We start from the raw sequence: 24,506 nt of genomic DNA on the forward strand, positions 1-24,506 counted from the left end.
CGCACAAGATGTTCGCTCTGCGGTTGACACCGGCGCGATGTGGGATTAGGTTAGCCAACGAAAATATAAATGATAATCATTATTGCTTCTTTTATCATTTTATGGAGGATGATATGGATACGTCCCTGGCTGAGGAAGTTCAGCACACCGCGACCACGCTGCCATCAGACAGCTTTTTCTTTATGTCGCCTTACCGCAGCTTTACCACGTCAGGCTGTTTTTCCCGTTTCTCTGAACCCGCCGAGGGCGGTGATAACCCGTCGGGGGCCTTCCAGCAGAAACTGGCTCAGGCTTTCCGCCACGCGAAGGCCAGCGGCATTGCCCATCCCGTGATGGTGGGTGCCATCCCGTTCGATACCCGCAAGCCCTCATCCCTGTTTATTCCGCAGCACTGGCAGACCTTTTCGCGCCCGGCGCGTCAGCAGTCCGCGCGCTATTTTTCCGCTTCCCAGGCGTTGAACGTGGAAACCCGCACTGAGATCCCGCCACAGCCCGTGTTTGAAGAGATGGTTGCCCGTGCGGCGGCGCTCACCGCCACGCCACAGGTGAACAAAGTGGTGTTGTCGCGGCTGATTGATATTGCGACGGATAAAACGATTGATAGCGGCGCGCTGATGGAGCGTCTGATCGCCCAGAATCCGGCCAGCTTTAACTTTCATGTACCGCTGGAGGATGGCGGCGTGCTGCTGGGCGCGAGCCCGGAACTGCTGCTGCGTAAAGAGGGGACACACTTTAGCTCTCTGCCGCTGGCGGGCTCCGCGCGTCGTCAGCCGGATGACGTGCTGGATCGCGAGGCGGGTAATAAGCTGCTGGCTTCCGGGAAGGATCGCCACGAGCACGATCTGGTGACCCAGGCGATGAAAGCCATTCTGGCACCACGCAGCCATCATCTCAGCATGCCAGCCTCTCCGCAGCTGATCACCACCCCGACGCTCTGGCATCTGGCGACGCCGGTGGAAGGGGACGCCCGTGAAAATGAGAACGCCCTGACCCTGGCCTGTCTGCTGCACCCGACCCCTGCGCTGAGCGGTTTCCCGCATCAGGCGGCAAAAGAGCTGATTGCCGGGCTGGAGCCGTTCGACCGCGAACTGTTTGGCGGCATCGTTGGCTGGTGTGACAGCGAAGGCAACGGCGAGTGGGTAGTGACCATCCGCTGCGCACGTCTGCTTAAAAATCGCGTTCGCCTGTTTGCCGGTGCGGGTATTGTGCCAGCCTCCTCCCCGGTGGGCGAGTGGCGTGAAACCGCTGTGAAGCTCTCCACCATGCTCAACGTTTTTGGTTTGCACTGAGGAATCATCATGACCATCCCCTTTACCCGTTGGCCTGAGGAGTTTGCCCGGCGCTACCGTGAAAAAGGCTACTGGCAGGATCAGCCGCTGACTCACATTCTGACCGACCACGCGGAGAAAGCTACCGTCGCCATTATTGACGGTGAACGTCACCTGACCTGGCGTGCGTTCAACCAGGCGGTGAATAACCTCGCCTCCGCCCTGCAGGGGCAAGGCGTGCGTCGTGGCGAGACGGCGCTGGTTCAGCTCGGCAACGTGGCTGAGTTTTACATTACCTTTTTCGCGCTTCTGCAGGTGGGCGTGGCCCCGGTGAACGCGCTCTTCAGCCACCAACGCAACGAGCTGAACGCCTACGCCGCACAGATCAAACCCGCGCTGCTGATTGCCGACCGCGAGCACGCCCTGTTTGCGGGCGATGATTTCCTGAACCGTTTTGTGGATGAACATCGCTCAGTGCGCATCGTGCTGCTGCGCGGCGACAACGGCGCACATGCCCTGGAGGCGGCCATCGCCCGTCCGGCGGACCATTTCATCCCCAACCCGACACCTGCCGACGAAGTGGCGTTCTTCCAGCTTTCAGGCGGCAGTACCGGCACGCCAAAACTGATCCCGCGCACCCATAACGATTACGACTACAGCATCCGTCGCAGCAACGAAATTTGCGGCATTACCGCGGATACCCGCTATCTGAATGCGCTACCGGCGGCCCATAACTACGCCATGAGTTCCCCGGGTTCGTTAGGGGTATTCATGGCCGGGGGCTGCGTGGTGCTGGCGCACGATCCGAGCGCCACGATCTGCTTCCCGCTGATTGAACGCCATCAGATTAACGTCACCTCGCTGGTGCCTCCGGCGGTCAGCCTGTGGCTGCAGGCGATTGCCGACGGCGCGGGCAATGCGCAGCTTAAATCGCTGAAGCTGCTGCAGGTGGGGGGCGCACGCCTGTCCGCCACGCTCGCCGCGCGTATTCCGGCGGAAATTGGCTGCCAGCTGCAGCAGGTGTTCGGCATGGCGGAAGGGCTGGTGAATTACACCGCTCTCGACGACACCCCGGATCGCATCATCCACACCCAGGGCCGTCCGATGTGCCCGGATGACGAAGTATGGGTGGCGGACGAGCACGGCAACCCGCTGCCGCGTGGCGAAACAGGGCGTCTGATGACCCGCGGGCCGTATACCTTCCGCGGCTATTTCAACAGCCCGGAACACAATGCCAGCGCCTTTGATGCCAACGGGTTTTACTGCTCCGGCGATCTGATTGCCATCGACGAGCAGGGATACATCACCGTGCAGGGGCGCGAGAAAGATCAGATCAACCGCGGCGGGGAGAAGATCGCCGCCGAAGAGATCGAAAACCTGCTGCTGCGTCATGAGGCGGTGATCCACGCCGCGCTGGTGAGCATGGAGGACAGCCTGTTGGGCGAGAAAAGCTGCGCGTTTCTGGTGGTGAAACAGCCGCTGCGCGCGGTTGAGGTGCGTCGCTTCCTGCGCGAGCAGGGCGTTGCCGAATTCAAACTGCCGGATCGCGTGGAGAGCGTGGATGCACTGCCGTTAACGCCGGTCGGCAAAGTCGATAAGAAACAGTTGCGCCTGTGGATCGCTGAACGCGCCCGGGCCTGAGGAACAGAGTATGGCTATTCCAAAATTAACCGCTTACGCGCTGCCAACTGCCGCAGAGTTGCCGACAAGTAAAGTGAACTGGGCGTTTGAGCCAGAACGTGCTGCGCTGCTGATCCACGATATGCAGGAGTATTTCCTGAACTTCTGGGGCGAAAACAGCGCGATGATGCAGCTGGTGGTGGCGAACATCGCCAGGCTGCGCGCGTACTGTAAAGCGCACAACATTCCGGTTTACTACACCGCCCAGCCGAAAGAGCAGAGCGACGAAGACCGCGCCCTGCTGAATGACATGTGGGGCCCGGGCCTGACCCGCTCCCCGGAGCAGCAGCGCATTGTGGCTGAACTGACCCCGGACGAAGCCGACACCGTGCTGGTGAAGTGGCGCTACAGCGCGTTTCATCGCTCGCCGCTGGAACTGATGCTGAAAGAGACAGGCCGCAATCAGCTGCTGATCACCGGTGTTTACGCCCACATCGGCTGCATGACCACCGCCACCGATGCGTTTATGCGCGACATCAAGCCCTTCTTTATTGCCGACGCGCTGGCAGATTTCACCCGCGAAGAGCATCTGATGTCGCTTAATTATGTGGCGGGGCGTTCCGGCCGCGTGGTGATGACCGATGACCTGTTGCCATCGGTTCCGGCGTCAAAAGCGGCGCTGCGTGAACTCATCCTGCCATTACTCGATGAAACCGACGAACCGATGGATGACGAAAACCTGATCGACTACGGCCTGGATTCGGTGCGCATGATGGCGCTCGCCGCACGCTGGCGTAAAGTCCACGGCGATATCGATTTCGTAATGCTGGCAAAAAATCCAACCCTCGACGCCTGGTGGGCGCTGCTTTCCCGCGAGGTGCAGTAATGGTTGTTGATTTCACCGGCAAAACCGTCTGGGTGACGGGGGCTGGCAAGGGGATTGGTTATGCCACGGCGCTGGCCTTTGTCGACGCGGGTGCGAAGGTGACCGGATTCGATCTGGCCTTCCCGCAGGGAAATTATCCGTTTGCTACCGAAACGCTGGACGTATCTGACGCGGTGCAGGTGAGCGACGTCTGCGGGCGCTTGCTCGCCGTAGAGGAACGTCTGGACGTGCTGGTCAACGCCGCCGGCATTCTGCGCATGGGCGCCACGGACCAGCTTTCGCAGGAGGACTGGCAGCAGACGTTTGCGGTCAACGTTGGCGGGGCGTTTAACCTCTTTCAACAGACGATGGGCCAGTTCCGTCGTCAGCAGAGCGGGGCGATTGTCACCGTGGCGTCCGACGCGGCCCACACGCCGCGCATCGGGATGAGTGCCTATGGCGCCTCGAAAGCGGCGCTGAAAAGCCTGGCTCTCACCGTCGGGCTGGAGCTGGCGGGCAGCGGCGTGCGCTGTAATCTGGTGTCGCCGGGGTCAACGGATACCGATATGCAGCGCACCCTGTGGACCTGCGACGATGCGGAGCAGCAGCGCATTCGCGGTTTTGGCGAGCAGTTTAAGCTGGGGATCCCGCTGGGGAAAATCGCCCGTCCTCAGGAGATTGCCAGCACGATCCTGTTCCTGGCCTCCGATGCTGCCAGCCATATCACCCTGCAGGATATCGTGGTGGACGGCGGCTCCACGCTGGGGGCGTAATGATCTGGAAACGCCATTTATCGTTAGATGCGCTGAACGCCACCAGCCAGAACACCCTGGTGGCGCATCTGGGCATCGTTTATACCCGCCTTGGCGACGATACGCTGGAAGCGGAAATGCCGGTGGATGCGCGAACCCATCAGCCGTTTGGCCTGCTGCACGGCGGTGCGTCGGCGGCGCTGGCGGAAACGCTGGGCTCGATGGCCGGTTTTCTGATGACCCGCGACGGGCAGAACGTGGTGGGAACGGAGCTGAATGCCACCCATCATCGTGCGGTAGCGCAGGGGATCGTGCGCGGCGTGTGTCAGCCGCTGCATCTGGGGCGATCCAGCCAGAGCTGGGAGATTGTGGTGTTCGACGAGCAGGGACGGCGGTGCTGTACCTGCCGGTTGAGTACGATGGTGCTGGGGTAAGTCATTCAGCCGAAAGTGATCGGCTTAACACTGTGGTGTAAATCTCTGGTTTGACCACGCATTATTGCGTTTCAAAGTTGTTAAATTTTTCCGGTTGTTCTAGAAACAAAATGTAACATCTCACTGTTTCACAACAACGGATAACCACTATGAACAACTCAGGGAAATACCTTACATGGGCAGGGCTCTCCGTTGTGGGAGCCTTTGCTCTGGGCTATATCGCCCTTAACCGGGGGGAACAGATCAATGCGCTCTGGATTGTCGTTGCCTCCGTCTGCATTTATCTGATCGCATATCGTTTTTATGGCCGCTATATCGCCAAAACGGTGCTGGCGGTTGATGCCACGCGTATGACGCCCGCCGTTCGTCATAACGACGGGCTGGACTACGTTCCTACCGATAAGAAAGTGCTGTTCGGTCACCACTTTGCGGCGATTGCCGGAGCAGGCCCGCTGGTAGGGCCGGTGCTGGCGGCACAGATGGGCTATCTGCCGGGGATGATCTGGATCCTTGCCGGCGTGGTGCTGGCGGGGGCCGTACAGGACTTTATGGTGCTGTTCGTCTCCACCCGTCGCGACGGGCGTTCGCTGGGTGAGCTGGTGAAAGAGGAGATGGGGGCAACCGCCGGGGTGATTGCGCTGGTGGCGACCTTTATGATCATGGTGATCATCCTCGCGGTGCTGGCGATGATTGTGGTAAAAGCGCTGACCCACAGCCCATGGGGGACGTACACCGTTGCGTTCACCATTCCACTGGCCATTTTTATGGGGATCTACATTCGTTACCTGCGTCCAGGACGCATTGGTGAGGTGTCGGTCATTGGCCTGGTGCTGCTGGTGTTCGCCATTATCTCCGGCGGCTGGGTGGCAGAGAGCCCAACCTGGGCACCGTTCTTCGACTTTACCGGCGTACAGCTGACCTGGATGCTGGTGGGGTATGGGTTTGTGGCGGCGGTGCTGCCGGTGTGGCTGCTGCTGGCCCCGCGTGATTACCTCTCCACGTTCCTGAAAATTGGCACCATCGTCGGGCTGGCTATCGGTATTTTGATCATGCGCCCGACGCTGACCATGCCAGCGTTAACCAAATTCGTTGACGGTACGGGCCCGGTCTGGACCGGTAACCTGTTCCCGTTCCTGTTTATTACCATCGCCTGTGGCGCGGTGTCTGGCTTCCACGCGCTGATTGCCTCCGGGACCACGCCGAAGATGCTGGCGAATGAAAATCAGGCCTGCCTGATTGGCTATGGTGGCATGCTGATGGAGTCCTTCGTGGCGATCATGGCGCTGGTTTCTGCCTGCATTATCGACCCGGGTGTCTACTTCGCGATGAACAGCCCGATGGCGGTTCTGGCTCCGGCGGGCACCGCCGACGTGGTGGCATCCGCTGCACAGGTGGTAAGCGGCTGGGGCTTTGCCATTACCCCGGATACGTTGACGAGTATCGCCAGTGAAGTAGGCGAGCAGTCGATTATCTCCCGCGCGGGCGGCGCGCCTACGCTGGCGGTGGGGATGGCCTACATACTTCACGGTGCGCTGGGCGGGCTGATGGACGTCTCCTTCTGGTATCACTTCGCCATTCTCTTTGAAGCGCTGTTTATTCTGACGGCGGTGGATGCGGGGACGCGTGCAGCCCGCTTTATGCTGCAGGATCTGCTGGGCGTGATCTCCCCGAACCTGAAGCGTACCGATTCGCTCCCTGCGAACCTGCTGGCAACGGCCTTGTGCGTGCTGGCGTGGGGGTACTTCCTGCATCAGGGGGTGGTGGATCCGCTGGGCGGTATTAACACGCTATGGCCGCTGTTCGGTATCGCTAACCAGATGCTGGCAGGGATGGCGCTAATGCTATGTGCGGTGGTGCTGTTCAAGATGAAGCGCCAGCGTTATGCCTGGGTGGCGCTGCTGCCTACCGCCTGGCTGCTGATTTGTACCCTGACGGCGGGCTGGCAGAAAGCCTTCAGCCCGGACAATAAAGTGGGTTTCCTGGCGATTGCCAATAAGTTTCAGGCGATGATCGACAGCGGTAAAATCCCGGCGCAGTATACGGAATCACAGCTGTCGCAGCTGGTGTTTAACAACCGTCTGGATGCCGGGTTGACCATCTTCTTTATGGTGGTGGTCGTGGTGCTGGCGTTGTATTCTCTGAAGACCGCGCTGGCGGCGCTGAAAGTCGACAAGCCGACAGCGAAAGAGACACCGTATGAGCCAATGCCTGAGAACCTGGAAGAGATTGTGACCCAGGCGAAAGGGGCGCATTAATTTAACCGAATACCCCCCTCATCCCATCCCTCTCCGCAAAGGGGAGAGGGTGTTTAACGTCCCCTCTCCCTTTGGGAGAGGGTTAGGGTGAGGGGCAATAGCGAGAAACAACCTATGTTCGACACTCTTTCCAAAGCAGGCAAATACCTGGGCCAGGCCGCCAAAATGATGATAGGCGTGCCGGACTACGACAACTACGTCGAGCATATGCGCGTCAACCATCCGGACCAGACGCCCATGACCTATGAAGAATTTTTCCGCGACCGCCAGGACGCCCGCTACGGCGGCAAGGGCGGGGCGAAGTGTTGTTAACCCTCTTTTGGTAAATAGAGGCTGATCTGTTCCTGCTTACAGCCGTAGATCGCCGCCAGCTTTTCACGGGTGCGCTTTTGCGGACGGGAGTCCAGCGCTTCCAGCTGTGATACGGCAGACTGGCTGATGCCGAGTTTCTCTGCCACCTCCTGCTGAGACATACCGCGCAGGATGCGCCAGGCGGCCTGCAGACTGACGTTCTGCCAGGTCATGATGCTGCAAACCTCACCTGGAAGTTCAACGTCATCCAGATCATCGTGTTCGACTTCAATATCTTCCAGATCGTCGTCGGTTTCGTCGTCGATTTCCGCCATCTGAAGGCACATACGCAAATATTCATCATAGGGAATAACCACGTACTGCGTTTTTCCGTTATCGTCCTTAATTAGCTGAACAGCCATAGGTGGCTTTCTCCTCGTGCAGGTAAGTTGTTGATGTTCTGCGCTTAACGGCCAAAACATAACAATGGTTATCGGGTTCGTCCCGAAGCGTATAGACGATGCGGTAATCGCCAACGCGTAGCCGGTAGTGATCTTCTGTCGCCGATATTTTTTTGATATCGGGCCGGGGAGCCGAGCGGTCATCCAGCTCAACAAGCTTTACCTCAATGCGACGCTGATATCGCTCATCAATCTTTAAAAATGCCTTCTTTGCCCCATTGGACCAGACAATCTTCATCCGTACCTCCACTGTACGCCCACACAAACTATAAGGAAATAATAAGACTATTAGATAAATTCCGAATTTCTTATGGGTACTGTAGAGCGGAGAACAAACGCAGGTAAGAGGCAAAACGCAAACCGTCGAGGCGGTGCGAAAACGCCTCTGTCGGGCGACAGAGGCTTGCAGAGAAGATGCGATCAGGCGTTCAAACCGCCGTCCACATCCAGCCCCGTACCGGAGATCTGTCCGGCGGCCGGGCTGGCGAGGAAGGTGACCGCCGCCGCGATATCTTCCGGTTGCCCGTAATGACCGACGGCAATCATCTGACGCTGGGCTTCTGCCTGTTCGCCGTCCTCCGGGTTCATATCGCTGTTGGTCGGGCCGGGATGCACCAGGTTCACGGTAATGCCGCGCGGCCCCAGATCCCGCGCCAGACCGCGCGTGAAGGAGTTAAGCGCGGATTTGGTCATCGAGTAGACGGAGATACCCGGCATCGCCACGCGGTTTGCCAGACAGCTACCGATATTGATAATGCGCCCGCCGTCAGACATGTGTACCAGCGCTTCCTGCGTGGCGATCACCACGCCGCGAATGTTGACGTTAATCAGGGCATCGATATCCGCCAGCGTCATGGACTCCAGCGGGCCGCCGCGGGCGATCCCGGCGTTATTGACCAGAATGTCCAGCCCCCCGAGGGAACGCGCCGCATGGGTGACCGCGTCCTGAATAGCCTGCGCGCTGGCGCTGTCCGCCTGCACGGCTTCGCTGTGTCGTCCCAGCGCCTTAATCTCATCGGCGACCGCCTGGGCTTTTTCGGCCGATTTTTCATACGTAATAATCACATCTGCACCGGCGCGCGCCAGCGAGAGTGCAATTGCCCGACCCAACCCGCGGCTGGCGCCGGTAACCAGCGCCTTTTTACCTGTTAAATCGATCTGCATGATGACCTCGTTGCAAGAGTAGAAAGAATCATCATTAGGTATAGCCTGTCGCCGCGATTAACGACTGAAGGATTCCACTTTCTCAAACGCGGCGCGCAGAACGTCAGGCGATAGCGCAACCGGCAGATAGTGAATCGACTCCACCGGGCGCAGGGTGTGGGCAATGACCTTATCCAGCGCTTCCCGGTGATTGATGTCGACGTCCAGCGCGCGAAGCGTGGTCGGTAGGTTAAAACGCCGGTACGCCGTCACCAGCTGCGCCAGCACGTCGTCCTGGCCGAGCAGGGCGCTCTGCACCAGAATCCCGTAGGCTACCTTGGTGCCGTGCAGGTATTTTTCCGTTTGCGGCAGCACGGTTAAGCCGTTATGCACCGCATGTGCCGCCGCCACGCGCGTATAGCGTTCGCCCAGACCGCCGACCATCCCGCCACCGGCAATAATCGCATCCACCACGTCCCGGAACGCCTGCGTCTGGTCACCGCGCTGCTGGTCGGCTAACGCCTCTTCGCTGCGTGTCAGCAGCACGTCGCGGATCGCCAGCGCGCCGTTGATACCGAGCCGCACGGTCAGCGGCAGGTTCTCCGGCTCAGGTGCCAATACCACCGCTTCATACCACTTCGCCAGGGTATCGCCGATACCCGCCAGCAGGTATTCCGCCGGGGCGTTAAGGATGATTTGCGGCTCCACCAGCACCAGGAAGTTGGCATCGTCGAAAATTTCAAACTGCAGCGCCTGCCCGGCATCGTTATACCAGACAGAGAGTGGCGTCCAGGCCGCACAGGTAGCGGCGATGGTCGGGATACCCACGAACGGAACGCCCAAACGACGCGCCACGGCTTTGACCGTATCCATCACCGCGCCGCCGCCCACGCCAATCACCAATGCCGCCTCGCTGCCGGATTCATTCACCAGATGGGTGACATCGCGCTCGCTGCAGTGGCCTTTGAACAACAGGTGTTTTGCGCCGGGGGCCTTAAAGCTCTCCGGCAGGTAGGGGCGTGCGCCCTCCAGCGCGCGTTCGCCGTAGATCCACACCGCGCGGGAAAGCTGCTCCGGGGTGAAAAAGTCATGCAGATGCGCAAGGCTTCCGGGATGAGAGAAGTAGTTCGCCGGGCCAGGCACGACGCGGATATCGGTGTTGCTCATGGTGTTGTCCTTTTTTAGCAAGCGCTAACCCGATGTTATGTCTGGACATCCGGATGGCTAATAATATTTGGCTTTATCTTATGCCTTTTCTGTCGTTGTCAGTCAACCGGAGCTGTGAAAAATTCAATAAATCAAACTATTAATGAGGATCCTACGCGGATGGTTTCCAGTCGCCTTGAGATGCGCGGTATCAGCCTGGCCTTTTCCGGCTTTCAGGCGCTGTCGCGCGTGGACTTTACCCTGAACGGCGGATCGGTGCATGCATTGACCGGGGCTAACGGCGCGGGGAAATCGACGCTGATGGCGGTGCTGTGCGGAACGCACGATCGCTATGAGGGGGAGATCTGCATTAATAACCAGCCGGTGACGATCCGCGAACCGCTCGATGCCAAACGGCTGGGGATCCACCTTGTGCAGCAGGAAGTGGACGTGGCGCTGGTTCCGGGGCTGAGCATCGCTGAAAACATCATGCTCGACCAGCTGGCGCAGCCGGGGCATCGCTACCGCTGGCGTGCTATTCGTCAACAGGCGAAGCAGGCGCTGGCGCAGCTCGACGTTGCGCTGGACGTTCGCCGTTCCATCGACAGCTGTTCGTTGGCTGAAAAACAGCAGATCCTGCTGGCGCGGGCGCTGTCGCATCACTGCCGTTTTTTGATCCTCGATGAACCTACCGCACCGCTGGATGCCCACGACAGTGAACGCCTGTTCGCGGTGGTGCGGCGTTTAAAGCAGCAGGGCATTGGCGTGGTATTTATCTCGCACCGCATTCATGAGCTAAAAGCCATCTGTGACACCTTAACGGTGCTGCGCGATGGCAAGCTGATTGAGACCGGCCCGATGGCGGATCTCAGCGGCGAAGCGATCGTCGAGAAGATGCTCGGCCACGAACTGAGCGATATCTACCCGCCAGCCCGTCCTGTGCATAGCGACGAGACGCTGCTGCGGGTGGAGGGGCTGCACGACGACGCGTTGCTGAAAGATATCTCCCTGCATCTGCGTAAAGGCGAAATCCTTGGCATTGCCGGTCTGGCGGGCGCAGGTAAAACCGAACTCTGCAAGGCGCTGTTTGGTGCCAGCAAAAGCCGGGTGGAGCGTGGCGAGCTCAATCATCAGCCCTGGAAACCGCGCGATCCGGCCGATTCCGTGCTGCGCGGGCTGGCGCTGGTACCGGAGGAGCGGCGCAAAGAGGGGATTTTTATCGACGAGCCGGTGAGCATGAATCTGGCCGTGACGGCAGATAACAGCTTTTCGCGCTGGAGTCTCTTTGGTCATCGTCAGGCGTGGCGCTGGGCGGAAGAGGTGATTGCCCGCGTCGGCGTGCGAACGCGTGGGCCGGGGCAGGTTTTACGTCGGCTTTCTGGCGGTAACCAGCAGAAGGTCGCCATTGGAAAATGGCTGCGCAATGACGCCAGCGTGCTGATATTCGACGAGCCGACCAAGGGCGTTGACGTCAAAGCGAAGACCGATCTGTTTCAGCTGATCGACGGCCTGGCGCGCGAGGGCAAAGGGGTGATTTACGCCTCGGGCGAATTTGCCGAACTGGTAGGGCTGTGTGACCGCATCTGCGTGCTCTGGGACGGGCGCATCGTGGCGGAAATCCCCGGGGCCGGGGCGCGGGAAGAGACACTACTTTATTATTCAACCGGAGGAACGGCGTCGTGAGCAAAGCCCTTTCAGTGACTGCGGCGGCGTCTGGCCGTCAACAGATTTTCGATTTTCTCTACCGGTGGGGCATGTTGCTCACCGTGGTGGCGCTGGTGGTGGTTTTTGGCCTGGCGTCGGACAGCTTCCTCGACCCGAACAACATCATCAACATTCTGCGCTCGATTGCCATCGTCACGGTAATTGCCATTGGCGTATCGATTTCACTCACCGTGGGCGGGTTTGATCTCTCCGTCGGCTCAACGGCATCGCTGGCGAATGCGCTGGTGATCTCGCTCTTCGTCTGGCACGGCTTCGGCACCACCGAATCGATTGTGATCACCCTTGCGCTCTGTACCCTGGTCGGGCTGTTTAATGCCTTTCTGATCGTCATTCTGCGTATTCCGGACATGCTCGCGACGCTTGCCAGCCTGTTCGTGATACAGGGCGTGGCGATGACCTACAGCTACGGCGGGTCGATTACCGAGAACATGGTGCTGCCGAGCGGTGATATGGCGGAAGGAACCATTCCGGCGGCGTTCAGCCTGCTGGGGCAGGTGCCCACCATCGTCATCATCATGCTGGCGGTGACCGTGCTGGCACAGCTGGGATTGTCACTGACCACCCACGGCCGGCGCATGTACGCCATCGGCGGCAACCCGGAGGCGGCGCGCCTTTCAGGCATTCGCACCACGCGCTACAAGGTGGCGGCCTACGTGATTGCCTCGTTGCTGGCCGGACTGGGCGGGATTTTGCTGGCCTCGCGCATTGGGTCGTCGCAGGTGAATGCGGGCGGCGGGTATCTGATGGACGCGGTGGCGGCAGCGTGGATCGGCTTTTCGCTGGCCGGGTCAGGCAAGCCGAACGCGCTGGGAACGCTGGTGGGGGCGGTCATTCTGGGCGTGCTGTCGAACGGGCTGGTGATGCTCTCCGTACCGTATTACGCCATGGACATTATAAAAGGGCTGGTGCTTGCCGTGGCGCTGGCCATTACCTACATACAAAAACGCTGACAACACAACGGGATAAAAAATGAAAAAGATTGCACTCTCTTTGGTGGCACTTGGGTTACTCACCTCTCTGCCAGGCTTTGCGGCCACGCCCGCACCGGTTCCGGCAGCCATTGCCAACCATGACGGCCCCATTCGCATTGCGGTGATCCGCAACCTTGGCTCGGATGACAACACCACGCAGTTTGTCGCCGGGGCGATTCAGGAAGGGAAAAAACTTGGCTTTAAGGTCAGCACCTTTTTAAGCAATGGTGACGACGCAAAATTCCAGGACTTTGTGAATCAGGCGATCAGCCAGAAATATGACGGGATTATTCTCTCTCAGGGGCGTGACCCCTATGCGACCGCGCTGGTGAAGAAGGCGGTGGATGCCGGGATTAAGGTGTCGGTCTTTGATACCGCCGTTAACGGCGCGATCCCAGGTGTGACTGTCACCCAGCAGGACGATGCCTCCCTGACCAATCTCTCCTTCGGCCAGCTGGCAAAAGATTTCAACGGCAAAGCCAATATCGTCAAGCTGTGGGTCGCCGGTTTCCCGCCGATGGAGCGTCGTCAGGCGGCGTATAAGGAACTGCAGAAACAGTACCCGGATATCAAAGAGCTGGAGTCGATTGGCGCGGTGTCGTCGGACGTGCAGGGGGATACTGCCAACAAGGTCGGCGCAATTCTGGCCAAATACCCGAAAGGCAAAATCGACGCTATCTGGGGAACCTGGGACGCCTTCAGCCAGGGCGCTTATAAAGCGCTGAAGGAGAATGGCCGCACTGAAATCAAACTCTACAGCATCGATATCTCCAACCAGGATCTGCAACTGATGCGCGAGCCGGGTAGCCCGTGGAAAGTGAGCGTGGCGGTGGATCCGAAGCTGATTGGCGCCACCAACGTGCGCCTGGTGGCAAACAAGATTGCCGGCGAACCGACGCCAGCCACTTACGATTTTAAAGCGGCGGCGATCCCTCAGGCGCTGCTGACCGCGCAGCCAGGGGCGGTGAACGTGGCGTCGCTGGGTAAAATCATTCCGGGCTGGGGCCAGACCGAAGACTTTATCGCGCCGTGGTTTGCGACGCTGGAAGCGAAAAATAAATAAAAACAAGCCGGGTGGCGTCAGGTGCAGCCTGATGCCCTCACCCCGGCCCTCTCCCACCGGGAGAGGGGGAAAACCAACAGGAGCTAACGGTGACGCAAGTACCCCCTCCAGAATACAGCCGCAATATGCGGCTGATTGGCCATAGCGACCAGGGCGGTCGCCCGGACGGCGTGCAGCTGATGGTGCACCGCGGTTATGCGTATATTGGCCATATGGTGTCGCAGGGCTTTTCGATTGTTGACGTGCGCGACCCGAAAAACCCGAAAGCGGCGGGCTATGTGCCCGCGCCGCCCGGCACCTGGAATGTGCATTTGCAGGCACACGACGATTTACTACTGGTGATTAACGCCCGGGATCTGTTTGCCGATGCCCGCTTCGCCGATGAAAAGGTCTACTACACCCGTCAGGTGGGGGAGACCGTCAGCGATGTGCAGGACAAAGGCTGGAGCGCCGGGCTGCGCGTGTTTGATATCTCCACGCCGGACAGACCGCGTGAGATCGGCTTTCTGTCATTAAATGGCATTGGCATTCACCGCATCTGGTACGTCGGCGGTCGCTGGGCGTATGTGTCGGCGCTGATCGACGGTTTTACCGACTATATCTTCCTGACCATCGACCTGGCCGATCCGCGTAAGCCTGAGGTGGCAGGGCGCTGGTGGCTGCCGGGGATGAACCAGGCCGCAGGCGAACGGCCGGAGTGGCCGGAAGGCAAACGTTATGCGCTGCACCATGCCATTATCGCCGGGGATACGGCGTACGGTAGCTGGCGTGACGGCGGTTTAACGTTGCTGGATGTGAAAGATCGCACGCAGCCGACGCTGATTAGCCACCGCAACTGGAGCCCGCCGTTTGGTGGCGGGACGCATACCGCGCTGCCGCTGCCGGATCGCGATTTGCTGGTGGTGCTCGACGAGGCGGTGCTCGACAACCAGCAGGATGGCGAGAAGTTCATCTGGCTGTTCGATATCCGCGAGCCGTCGAACCCGGTCAGCATCTCGACCTTCCCGCAGCCGGATGAAACCGACTACGTGGCGAAAGGGGCGCATTTCGGCCCGCACAACCTGCACGAGAACCGGCCGGGGAGCTTCGTCAGCTCAACGCTGATTTTTGCCACCTGGCAGAACGCGGGCGTGCGCGCGTACGACATTTCCAATCCTTATCGCCCGGTGGAAACCGGCGCGCTGGTGCCCGCCGCGCCGGAGAAGATGATGGACACGCGACCCAATCGCCCGCAGGTGATCCAGTCGTGCGACGTGTTTGTTGATGCGCAGGGAATTATTTACAGCACGGATTATAACGGCGGGTTGTCGGTGATTGAATATTTGGGCTGAAAGGGGAGGTGGCGCTGAAATATATTTATTTGGTGAATGCTAATATTTATAGATTCCTAAAATAAACGCGCCGACTTTATCTTTAAGTCCTGATACGTACTATGGCTCTTTTTTTATTCAAGGATGAATTAAATGAGCCTGAAAAAATGTGCAGCCTGGTTGCAAATAGGACTGCAACTCCTTCCGCCGTCGTTATTTTCGCTGGGCGCGACACCCGTTGCCGCTCAGGATAAGGTAGCCGAGCCGCAAACCACCGAGCGAGTAGTGGCACAAACCGCCGTACAGGCGGGGTCACTGCTGGAGAGCGGCAGCGGCCGTTCTGTCGCCAGCGCCATTACGTCTCAGGCAGCAAATACCGCCACGCAGGAAATTGAGTCCTGGTTAAATCAATTGGGTACCACGCGTCTGAATATCGGTACTGATGAGCATTTTTCTATTCAGGACGCGGAGTTAGATCTGCTTATCCCTTTATATGAACAAAAGTCGTCGCTGGTGTTCACCCAGTTGGGTGGTCGTCGTCACGATGACAGAAATATCGTTAATGTCGGGTTTGGCTACCGTGAATTTAATACCGCATGGATGTGGGGCGTGAATACCTTTTACGATCGCCAGGTTTCGGCGAATCAGCATCAGCGCCTTGGTGTCGGAGCCGAGCTAGGCTGGGACTATCTGCGTCTTTCAGCCAACGGCTACTACCGTTTAAGCGACTGGATGTCTTCGTCCCGCTATCGCGATTATGACGAGCGCGTGGCGAACGGTTTTGACCTGCGTGCAACCGGCTATCTCCCCGCGTATCCGCAGCTTGGGGCGAACCTGGTATACGAACAATATTATGGTCAGCACGTCGGGCTATTCGGTGACGATGAGGACGATCGTCAGAAAGATCCTTACGCCGTAACCGTTGGACTGAGCTACACGCCCGTTCCGCTGGTTACCCTGGGCGTAAACCAAAAAATGGGTAAGGGCGAGGCATCGGATACGCAGTTTAACCTTGCGGTGAACTGGGCGCCGGGCGTGCCGCTGCGCACGCAGCTGGATGCGGACCAGGTGGGGGCGCGCCGTACGCTGCTGGGGTCACGTCAGGAGCTGGTCGATCGTAATAACAATATTGTCCTGGATTACCGTAAGCAGGAGCTGATTTCGCTCGCGCTGCCAGAGAACATTGCCGGGAATGAAAATGCCCGCCAGACCGTAACCGCGAAGGTTAAAACGAAATACGGGCTCGAACGCATCGACTGGCAGGGTGACAATTTGATACGTAACGGCGGCAAAATCACACCGGGTGCCGATCCGGCCCAGGTCGTGATTACGCTTCCAGCCTGGAAAAATGGCGGTTCCAACGCGTATACGTTAACCGCAACGGCCTGGGATAAGCACGGTAACGCTTCTGATACCGCCCGGATGACGGTGAACGTAAACGGCCTGGACGTGACCACGTTGCAGCCCAGCCTGACGGCGTCCCCGTCCCGCTTACCGGCGGATGGCACCAGTCAGTCGGTATTAACATTGACGTTAAAAACCGCATCCGGCGAGGCCGCAACCGGGCTATCGGAGCGTCTTGGCGCAACGTTCACCCTGAAAAATGCCGCAACAGGTACCGCAGCGCCTGTCGCACCGCAAATAAGCGCGTTTCGCGAAACGAGCAGCGGCGTGTACAGTGCAACGCTTATCAGCGGAACAACACCTGCCACCCTCATCATTCAGACGTTCATCGACGGCAATATTAAGCTTGGCAGCACCTCTGTAACTGAAGAGGCAGTGTCTGAGGTTGTGGAACTTTCATCACTCAGTCCGTCGGCCGTAAGCGCACCGGCCGACGGCGTAACACCGATTGTCGTAGTGGCAAGCGTTGTCGATCGGTCCGGCAATCCCGTTTCGGGGCAAGTGGTGAAATGGACAGCGGATAACGCTGCGGTCCAGTTGTCAGCTGAACGCACCCTCACCAATGCGCAAGGGCAGGCCAGCATTCAACTCATTAGCCGTGACGTGGTTGCGACGACAGTGAGTGCGCAACTGGCGGACGGTAACCCGCTCTCTACCCCGACGCTAAAATTCGTTGCGGACAGCGCTAGCGCACAAGTGAGATCGGTTAATGTCGATAAAACCCGCATTGTTGCCAATAACAGCGACAGCGTAACGTATACCGCGCAGGTCGCTGATAACAGCAATCATCCGCTTGAAGGCGTGACGGTTAACTGGACGGTGAAGCGGGAGGATGGCACGACCGCAGGAAGCAAAACCTCGGTTACCGACGCTGCCGGAAACGCCACGTTGTCGCTATCGTCAGCAAAAACGGGCGTTGCCTGGGTTTACGCCGATGTGAATCAGCAGAATGCGGTGAAAGCGGAAGCCGTCACATTTGTGGCTGACACCAGCACGCAGCGTATCGCCGCTGTGGTGGCCGATAAACCACAGGCCGTGGCCAACGGCAGCGACAGTATGACCTGGACGGCGCAGGTGCGCGATCTGCAGGGTAACGCCATTTCGGGAGTAGAGGTTAACTGGTCGGCAGATAACGCAGACGTTAAGCTCGCCGCCAACAGTACGCGGACGGATGCGCAGGGAAATGCCTCGCTGGTGGCTACCTCGCTGAAATCAGGCAGCGTTGTAATCACGGCCCAGACCGCTGAAAGCGCACCCGTTCGCGCTGACAGTGCCAGATTTATTGCCGATCTCACGACCGCGAAAATGACGGAGATGGCCGCCGACAGCGTAACGGCGGTGGCCAATGGTACCGACGGTATCACGGTGCGCACTACCGTTGTGGATGCCAATGATAACCCGGTTGACGGAGCGAAGGTTGACTGGGCGGTGAGCCCTTCCGGCGCGGCGTTATCCGATACGACCAGCGTGACGAATGCATCGGGTGAGGCGAGCGTGACCTTACGTTCTGAAACCGCGGGGGAATATTCTCTTCAGGCCACGTTCGGCAGTAACACGTTACGTGTGACAAAACTGACCTTCACGGGTGACACCACCACGGCAACGATCGCTACCGTTGCTGCGGATAAAACGACTGGCATTGTGGCCGATAGCGATACCGTACTGTTAACCGCAACCGTGGTGGATAGCCATCAGAACCCTGTACCAGGCGTCGCCGTTAACTGGAGCAGCAGTGATGCCGCCGACGTGACCCTGACACCCGTTTCAGCAACGACCAATGCGCAAGGGCAGGCTGAAGCGCGATTCTCATCGCGCAAGGCGGGCAACATCACGGTTACCGCGACGGTGAATGGTAGCGGTCAGACGTTTTCTCTTTCCGTAACCGGGAATCCGGCGACAGCGCAGTTTGCGAGCCTGAGTGCGGATAAAAAAGAGGCGGTGGCTGACGGGAATGCGAGAATACGCTGGACCGCTACCGTCGAGGATACCAACCATAACCCGCTTAGCGGGGTGGATGTTGCGTGGCGAGTAGATAACAGCAGCGTGAAGCTTGCCAGCGCCAGTACAAAAACCAACGAACAGGGCCAGGCGGTTGTAACGGCGTCAACGACAACGGCCGGAACGGCAACGGTTAGCGCAACAGTTGTCGGTTCAACGGCGGCGATAAACGCGGAGCCGGTATCATTCACTGGCGATGTGACCACCGCCAGGGTTGAGAGTCTCAAGGCCAGTTCCGACCACGCGGTGGTTAATACCGACCGTATTACCTACACCGCAGTGGTGAAAGACGTAAACGGTAATGCCGTCAAAAATGCGACGGTCAACTGGAACACCACACTTAATACCCTTTCAGCGCAAACCAGCGTGACCAATGGCAGTGGCGTGGCGACCGTGAAGCTAAGTGGCCCGGATACCGGTACGGCAACGGTGAGCGCGGGGATTAATAACACCACTAAAACCGATCAAACGGTTGTGTTTATTGCCAGCTATTCAGCCATGTGGAGCATTACCGGTTCGACAAGTGCATTCAGTACGGGCGCAATATTTGGCTTCCCTTCGCTTGGGTTCGTGGCAACGGGAAGTACGCAGGGGCCGACGTCCCTGGTATGGACCGCAGAAGGTTACAGCACGCTTGTCGTGCCGATGAAGGACGAACAAGGCAATACCCGGGACGTGACGATTCGCGCGCAGCGCAGATCGGATTGCTCCACCCGTCCGTTCAATGTGGCGGTTCTGTGTAGCAGCTGGGAAACCACAGGCTATAGCGCCAGCCTTAAGTATGTTGAGGCCGATAACCCGGATCTCCCGAGCGGGGTTTACCGGGGGGATATCAAGTTTGCCGGTAAAGACTGGCATTCATCGTGGTCTCTCGATTACACCGTGACCACCACGCTCACCAAAAACTGATGCAAAAACCTCCCGCAAGGGAGGTTTTTTTTTAACTGTACTGGCGCACTCTTGCCACCAGCTCTTCCACGCTGTCGATGCGATCGGCAATCACAATCAGCGCTTTACCCAGCGTGATGGCGTGGCGCAGACATTCGTGGCGCATCGCGTCGTCCTGAATGGTATCGATGTCCGCGACGTGAGACAGCCCCACACTGCGGCGGATCAGCTCCGTTCCGCAGAAACCAATGGTATCTCTCCAGACCTTTTTCAAAAATTCAGAGGCATAGCCCGGCGCACTCAGCGCGGCATCCCGGGTTTTCTCGTGCGCCAGCGTCTGGAAGCGCTCCGCAAAGGTATTCCATAACGCCTGAATGTCGATCAGACGCTGTTCCCGGGCGGCAGCGGCATCGCGGATGCCTAAATGCCCCGGCAGGCCACAGAAGTTCAGCAGCAGGTTGCCGATGGCGGTGCCCACGTCAAACCCAATCGGGCCAAAGTAACCGAATTCGGCGTCGATCGCTTTCAGGCTGTCCCCGGCCACGAAAATCGATCCGCTGTGGATATCCCCGTGCAATAGCGCTTCGGCGTGGGAGAAGAAGCGATGCTTCAGGGAGGCCACGGCAATTTTCAACGGGGCGTCGTCGCGCAGGGCGGCGACATCGTTTTCCAGCTCAGCCGGATAGTTGTTGCGCTCGTGGATCTGGTACGGATCGTTAAAGAACAGATCTTCAGTGATCTCGCACATCTCCGGGTTAATGAACTGGGCAACCTGCGCTTTTTTCTGGTGCGGGTGCAGGTAAAAATCGCTGGTGTGGAACAGCGTGTGCGCCAGGTACTCCCCCAGTTGACGCGCCGCCTGCGGGTAGGCGTTGTTCTTAATCAACTCCCCGCGCCAGATGCGATGGTCGGAGAGATCTTCCATCACCATCACCGCCAGTTCCGGGTCAAAATGGTGAATTTTCACGGTATGCTGCGGGCTGTGCTTGTAATGCTCTACCAGCGTTTGCGCCTCGAGACGGGCGCGGTCCAGCGTCAGCGGCCAGGACTCACCGACGCAGCGAACGTATGGCAGCGCCTGTTTTACGATGATGCGGCTCACGCCCTGAGCATCGAAAATTTTGAAGACCAGATTGAGGTTGCCGTCGCCCACTTCCTGCGCCTCTACCAGTGATGATGGATTATCAAGGCCGCCAAACTGCCTGGCATACTCCACGGCGTCCTGGGCGGTAAAGGTACGGTATTGCGACATTGCCTGCTCCTCACTGATTTGCGAATAAAGACATTTAGACGTCTATACATCTGGATTTCATCCTGACACAATGTGCTACAACAACGCAACAGGGAATTAACGACATGCAGACATTACAGACGACCAGCCTGCGGGTGGCGGATAATCAGCTCTTTATTCTCGACCAACAGGCCCTTCCGCAGGAGAAACGCTGGCTTGACGCCTCAACGGTCGAGGCGCTGGTGGGGCATATTCACGCCCTTAGGGTGCGTGGTGCGCCGCTGATTGGTCTCTCTGCAAGTCTGCTGCTGGCGCTGCTGGCGGAAAAGGGGAAAAGCCGCGACGAGCTGGCGCTGGCGCTGGAAACGCTGCGCGCTGCCCGCCCGACGGCGGTCAACCTGATGAACAATCTCGATCGCATGAAGCAGGCGCTCTGGCAGGAAGATTTCGTTCCGGCGCTGGTGACGGAAGCTCTGCGACTGATCGACGAAGACAGGCAGCTTTGCGACGCCATTGCGACAGCGGGCAGCGTACTGGTGAAGCCCGGCAGTCGCCTGCTGACACACTGCAACACCGGTGGGTTGGCAACGGCTGGCGTGGGTACCGCGCTGGGCGTGATTGCCCGTGCACATCAGGCAGGCAACGTCAGCAACGTCTGGGTGGATGAAACCCGTCCGCTCTTGCAGGGCGGCAGGCTGACCGCGTGGGAGCTCGGTGAGCTCGGCGTGCCGTATCAGCTGATTACCGACTCCATGGCCGCCAGCCTGCTGGCAAAAGGGGAGGTGGATGCCGTGTGGGTGGGGGCAGATCGTATTGCCGCCAACGGCGATGTGGCGAATAAAATTGGTACCTACTCGCTGGCGGTACTGGCGAAATTCCACGGCATTCCCTTTTACGTCGCCGCGCCGCATACCACGCTCGACCCGGCCTGCCCGAACGGGGACGCCATCCCCATCGAGCAGCGTGCCGCCAGCGAAGTCACGGGCGTGGCGGGGAGCTTTGGCGCGGTGCAATGGGCACCGGAAAACGCGCGGGTCTATAACCCGGCGTTTGACGTTACGCCAGCTTCGCTGATTAGCGGCTGGGTGCTGGATACGGGCGTGGTCACGCCGCAAGAGGTGGCGGAAGGGAAATTCGCCTGAGTCCGGCTATCCTTTAAGGGGTTCCCTTAAGAGGACAATATCGTGACGCTCGATCCTGAAACTGACTTAACACTGGAGCGCGTGGTGGATGCCCCGCGCGACATGCTGTGGCTCTGCTGGACCACGCCGGAACATATCAAAAACTTCTTCATTCCTGCTCCCCATAGGGTGATCGAATGCGATCTCGATCTCCGCGTGGGCGGGCGGTTCAACACCGTGTTTGAGGTGGACGGGCAGCGGATGGATAACCGGGGCGTATTCCTGGAAATCGATCCCGGTAAAAAGCTGGTCTTTACCGACGGTTATACGGAAGGGTGGAAACCGACCGAAAAGCCGTTTATGACGGCGATCCTGCTGCTGGAAGATGTCGGGGAGGGGAAAACCCGCTATACGGCGATCGCGCGCCATCCCACGAAAGAAATCCGTGAGCAGCATGAACAGATGGGCTTCCATGAAGGCTGGGGGATCGTGCTGGATCAGCTGGTGGGGTATGTGAAGGGAATGAAGCATTGAAGATAGAGCGCCCTGATGCCCTCACCCCAGCCCTCTCCCACAGGGAGAGGGCACAAAGCTTCCACCTATGCGAGACGCGGATACGCATCCGCAATCGCATCACCGGTAAACTGCGCCACCCAGCCCTCCGGATTATCGAATATACGAATAGCTGTAAAGTTTGGCTCTGAGCCCATATCAAACCAGTGAGGCGTGCCCGCCGGTACCGAAATCAGGTCGTTTTTTTCGCACAGCACCTGATACACCTCATCGCCTATGTGCAGGCAGAACAATCCCGCGCCTTCCACGAAAAAGCGCACTTCATCTTCGCCGTGGGTGTGCTCGTTGAGGAATTTCGCGCGCAGCGCTTCTTTTTGCGGGTTGTCGGCGCGCAGGCTGATCACATCCCAGCTCTGGTAGCCTTTCTCCGCGACCAGCTTGTCGATAGCATGCTGGTAAGCGTCAATGACCACTTCTGGGGCAGGGTCGCGCCCTAAATCACGGTCGGCCGCCCAGCGTTCAAAACGCACGCCTTTGGCATTGAGCTGTTGGGCGATCTCGGCGGCGTCGGTGCTGTGCCACAGGTGCTTAGTGGCGTCTTTATCGGAATAAATGGTTAATGCGCTCATGAAGGGATCTGCTCCGGGTTAATCTCGTCGAACTGGTGAACCTGATGATGGTGGCTTGCACCGTCATCATCACCGCGAATCAGCTGCAGGGTGCGAAAACCGGCCTGCTCAGCGGCGTCCAGCTCCTGATGGATATCCGACAGGAACAGGATCTGCGACGGGGCGATGCCCGTCTGTGCCGCAATGTTCTGATAAGACTGCACCTCACGCTTGGCACCGATGTGGGTATCAAAGTAGCCGCTGAACAGATGAGTAATATCACCTTCATCGCTGTAGCCAAATAACAGTTTCTGCGCAGCGACGGAGCCAGAGGAATAAACAAAGAGATCAATACCTTGCGCTTTCCATTTTTCCAGCGCGGGCAGCACGTCCGGGTAGAGATGGCCGGTAAAGTCGCCGTTGACGTAACCGTCGTGCCAGATAATTCCCTGCAGGGCCTTCAGCGCCGTCGATTTACGGTCTTCATCCATAAAGGTAAAGAGGGTCTCGATAAGATCGCTGACGCTGGCGTGCGGAGCGTCGATTTCATCGCGCAGGTTGTCCAGAATCGATTTGACCGGCTCGGCGTACTGCTGGGCGGTGACGAAGGCCGCCAGACGCTCACGCGCATAAGGGAACAAAACATCATGGACAAAACGGATATCGCTGGTGGTTCCCTCAATATCCGTCACAATCGCGCGAATCATATCTTCTCCAGTTGTCGTAAACGCATTTCGCATTCAAATAAGAATTCTAATCCTTCCAGATGACGGCGGGCTTCGGCCACGTCACGTCCCCAGCAGGTTAAGCCATGGCCGCGCAGAAGAAAACCATAATTAAGCGGGCGTTCCTGCGCGTAATGGGCGATTCGCGAGGCGAGGGCATCAATATCCTGGTCGTTATCAAATACCGGAATGGCAACCGTATCCAGATGGGTGGTCTGCCCGGTGAGGGATTTTTGCATCTCGAAGCCGCTGATATTCAGCTCAGCCTCTTTCACCAGCCGTGAGAGCACCGTGGCATTGACCGTGTGGACGTGCAGCACGGCGCTGGCCTCCGGAAACAGGCGATAGATGAGCGTGTGTAACCCGGTTTCGGCCGACGGTTTACGGCCCGATGGCGCACGGTTGGTGGCGATCTCCACCTGCAGAAAATCATCCGGCGTGAGGCTGCCTTTGTCTTTGCCGGATTCACTGAGCCAGCACAGGTTTTCATCCTGACGTACCGACATGTTGCCGCCGGTGGCGGGGGCCCAGCCTTTGGCACCAATCCAGCGGCAGGCTTCGACCAGTTGCGTGAGTTGCAGGTTGTCTGTCATTTCCTTTTACCCTCCCGGTCAGGAATATTCATATTGTTTAGACGTCTAAGCGTCTTGATTGCCAAAGACTAACATCGTGTTATAGTGGCAGCAACATAAGTATTACAAGCAGGCACACCAC

At 58.5% G+C, this 24,506-nt stretch carries 22 protein-coding genes; 14 read left to right on the top strand and 8 right to left on the bottom strand.

Annotated features, from left to right (window positions below):
• Positions 1 to 113 precede the first annotated feature (113 nt).
• From entC to ACTJJI_RS01930, 7 genes are all read left to right on the top strand, one after another.
• A complete protein-coding gene (gene entC / locus ACTJJI_RS01900) occupies positions 114 to 1,289 on the top strand; it encodes an isochorismate synthase EntC (RefSeq protein ID WP_083021353.1) in 1,176 nt (391 codons plus the stop codon).
• Between the two features lie 9 nt (positions 1,290 to 1,298).
• Complete coding sequence (entE, locus tag ACTJJI_RS01905) at positions 1,299 to 2,909, top strand: (2,3-dihydroxybenzoyl)adenylate synthase EntE (protein WP_063425106.1); 1,611 nt, start codon at positions 1,299 to 1,301, stop codon at positions 2,907 to 2,909.
• A 10-nt stretch (positions 2,910 to 2,919) separates the two neighbouring features.
• On the top strand, positions 2,920 to 3,774 hold the full coding sequence (locus ACTJJI_RS01910) for an isochorismatase (protein ID WP_182381471.1): 855 nt from the start codon (positions 2,920 to 2,922) through the stop codon (positions 3,772 to 3,774).
• Complete coding sequence (gene entA / locus ACTJJI_RS01915) at positions 3,774 to 4,526, top strand: 2,3-dihydro-2,3-dihydroxybenzoate dehydrogenase EntA (protein ID WP_182381472.1); 753 nt, start codon at positions 3,774 to 3,776, stop codon at positions 4,524 to 4,526. The genes ACTJJI_RS01910 and entA overlap by 1 nt, the downstream gene beginning before the upstream one ends.
• Positions 4,526 to 4,939, top strand: a complete 414-nt coding sequence (entH, locus tag ACTJJI_RS01920) for a proofreading thioesterase EntH (RefSeq protein WP_014831045.1) — start codon at positions 4,526 to 4,528, stop codon at positions 4,937 to 4,939. The genes entA and entH overlap by 1 nt, the downstream gene beginning before the upstream one ends.
• 149 nt (positions 4,940 to 5,088) lie before the next feature.
• Positions 5,089 to 7,194 (top strand): pyruvate/proton symporter CstA, encoded by a 2,106-nt coding sequence (cstA, locus tag ACTJJI_RS01925; protein ID WP_014831046.1) that lies wholly within the window; start codon positions 5,089 to 5,091, stop codon positions 7,192 to 7,194.
• A gap of 114 nt (positions 7,195 to 7,308) precedes the next feature.
• Entirely contained in the window at positions 7,309 to 7,506 is a 198-nt protein-coding gene (locus ACTJJI_RS01930) for a YbdD/YjiX family protein (RefSeq protein ID WP_006809671.1), read from the top strand.
• On the opposite strand, the gene ACTJJI_RS01935 is transcribed toward ACTJJI_RS01930, so the two are convergent.
• The 4 genes from ACTJJI_RS01935 to ACTJJI_RS01950 form a co-directional block, all read right to left on the bottom strand.
• The gene (locus tag ACTJJI_RS01935) at positions 7,503 to 7,907 is read right to left on the bottom strand and encodes a helix-turn-helix domain-containing protein (RefSeq protein WP_182381473.1); all 405 of its coding nucleotides are present in this window, start codon (positions 7,905 to 7,907) and stop codon (positions 7,503 to 7,505) included. The genes ACTJJI_RS01930 and ACTJJI_RS01935 overlap by 4 nt on opposite strands.
• Positions 7,888 to 8,184 (bottom strand): type II toxin-antitoxin system RelE family toxin, encoded by a 297-nt coding sequence (locus tag ACTJJI_RS01940; RefSeq protein WP_182381474.1) that lies wholly within the window; start codon positions 8,182 to 8,184, stop codon positions 7,888 to 7,890. Before ACTJJI_RS01940 ends, ACTJJI_RS01935 begins: the two co-directional genes overlap by 20 nt.
• Positions 8,185 to 8,366: 182 nt before the next feature.
• Entirely contained in the window at positions 8,367 to 9,110 is a 744-nt protein-coding gene (locus ACTJJI_RS01945; RefSeq protein WP_182381475.1) for an SDR family NAD(P)-dependent oxidoreductase, read from the bottom strand.
• Positions 9,111 to 9,167: 57 nt separating this feature from the next.
• Positions 9,168 to 10,256 (bottom strand): oxidoreductase, encoded by a 1,089-nt coding sequence (locus ACTJJI_RS01950; RefSeq protein WP_182381476.1) that lies wholly within the window; start codon positions 10,254 to 10,256, stop codon positions 9,168 to 9,170.
• A 159-nt stretch (positions 10,257 to 10,415) separates the two neighbouring features.
• Between ACTJJI_RS01950 and ACTJJI_RS01955 the strand changes: the two genes are divergently transcribed.
• The 5 genes from ACTJJI_RS01955 to ACTJJI_RS01975 all read left to right on the top strand — a co-directional run bounded on the left by ACTJJI_RS01955 (position 10,416) and on the right by ACTJJI_RS01975 (position 19,615).
• A complete protein-coding gene (locus ACTJJI_RS01955) occupies positions 10,416 to 11,918 on the top strand; it encodes a sugar ABC transporter ATP-binding protein (RefSeq protein WP_014831049.1) in 1,503 nt (500 codons plus the stop codon).
• Positions 11,915 to 12,910, top strand: a complete 996-nt coding sequence (locus ACTJJI_RS01960; protein ID WP_063412117.1) for an ABC transporter permease — start codon at positions 11,915 to 11,917, stop codon at positions 12,908 to 12,910. Before ACTJJI_RS01955 ends, ACTJJI_RS01960 begins: the two co-directional genes overlap by 4 nt.
• 19 nt (positions 12,911 to 12,929) lie before the next feature.
• On the top strand, positions 12,930 to 13,994 hold the full coding sequence (locus ACTJJI_RS01965; protein ID WP_050859895.1) for a sugar ABC transporter substrate-binding protein: 1,065 nt from the start codon (positions 12,930 to 12,932) through the stop codon (positions 13,992 to 13,994).
• Between the two features lie 89 nt (positions 13,995 to 14,083).
• Positions 14,084 to 15,325 carry an LVIVD repeat-containing protein gene (locus ACTJJI_RS01970; protein WP_176216300.1) on the top strand — a complete coding sequence of 414 codons (1,242 nt, stop codon included), beginning with the start codon at positions 14,084 to 14,086 and terminating at the stop codon, positions 15,323 to 15,325.
• 132 nt (positions 15,326 to 15,457) lie between these two features.
• A complete protein-coding gene (locus ACTJJI_RS01975) occupies positions 15,458 to 19,615 on the top strand; it encodes an Ig-like domain-containing protein (protein ID WP_440652859.1) in 4,158 nt (1,385 codons plus the stop codon).
• A gap of 31 nt (positions 19,616 to 19,646) precedes the next feature.
• On the opposite strand, the gene mtnK is transcribed toward ACTJJI_RS01975, so the two are convergent.
• On the bottom strand, positions 19,647 to 20,846 hold the full coding sequence (gene mtnK / locus ACTJJI_RS01980; protein WP_248061298.1) for an S-methyl-5-thioribose kinase: 1,200 nt from the start codon (positions 20,844 to 20,846) through the stop codon (positions 19,647 to 19,649).
• Positions 20,847 to 20,950: 104 nt separating this feature from the next.
• On the opposite strand from mtnK, the gene mtnA reads away from it, so the two are divergent.
• Together mtnA and ACTJJI_RS01990 are read left to right on the top strand one after the other, a co-directional pair.
• Positions 20,951 to 21,967 carry an S-methyl-5-thioribose-1-phosphate isomerase gene (mtnA, locus tag ACTJJI_RS01985; RefSeq protein ID WP_440652862.1) on the top strand — a complete coding sequence of 339 codons (1,017 nt, stop codon included), beginning with the start codon at positions 20,951 to 20,953 and terminating at the stop codon, positions 21,965 to 21,967.
• 42 nt (positions 21,968 to 22,009) lie between these two features.
• Entirely contained in the window at positions 22,010 to 22,480 is a 471-nt protein-coding gene (locus tag ACTJJI_RS01990; protein WP_440652864.1) for an SRPBCC family protein, read from the top strand.
• A gap of 65 nt (positions 22,481 to 22,545) precedes the next feature.
• Here the strand turns inward: ACTJJI_RS01990 and ACTJJI_RS01995 are convergent, their stop codons facing one another.
• From ACTJJI_RS01995 to ACTJJI_RS02005, 3 genes are read right to left on the bottom strand one after another with little or no spacing between them, the layout of a single operon-like run.
• Complete coding sequence (locus tag ACTJJI_RS01995) at positions 22,546 to 23,088, bottom strand: 1,2-dihydroxy-3-keto-5-methylthiopentene dioxygenase (protein ID WP_440652866.1); 543 nt, start codon at positions 23,086 to 23,088, stop codon at positions 22,546 to 22,548.
• Complete coding sequence (gene mtnC, locus ACTJJI_RS02000) at positions 23,085 to 23,774, bottom strand: acireductone synthase (protein ID WP_046888680.1); 690 nt, start codon at positions 23,772 to 23,774, stop codon at positions 23,085 to 23,087. The genes ACTJJI_RS01995 and mtnC overlap by 4 nt, the downstream gene beginning before the upstream one ends.
• Positions 23,771 to 24,385 carry a methylthioribulose 1-phosphate dehydratase gene (locus ACTJJI_RS02005; RefSeq protein WP_014831059.1) on the bottom strand — a complete coding sequence of 205 codons (615 nt, stop codon included), beginning with the start codon at positions 24,383 to 24,385 and terminating at the stop codon, positions 23,771 to 23,773. The genes mtnC and ACTJJI_RS02005 overlap by 4 nt, the downstream gene beginning before the upstream one ends.
• Positions 24,386 to 24,506: the final 121 nt, after the last annotated feature.

The sequence above is a fragment of the Enterobacter sp. 22466 genome, from assembly GCF_052044775.1.
GTDB lineage: Bacteria > Pseudomonadota > Gammaproteobacteria > Enterobacterales > Enterobacteriaceae > Enterobacter > Enterobacter dissolvens.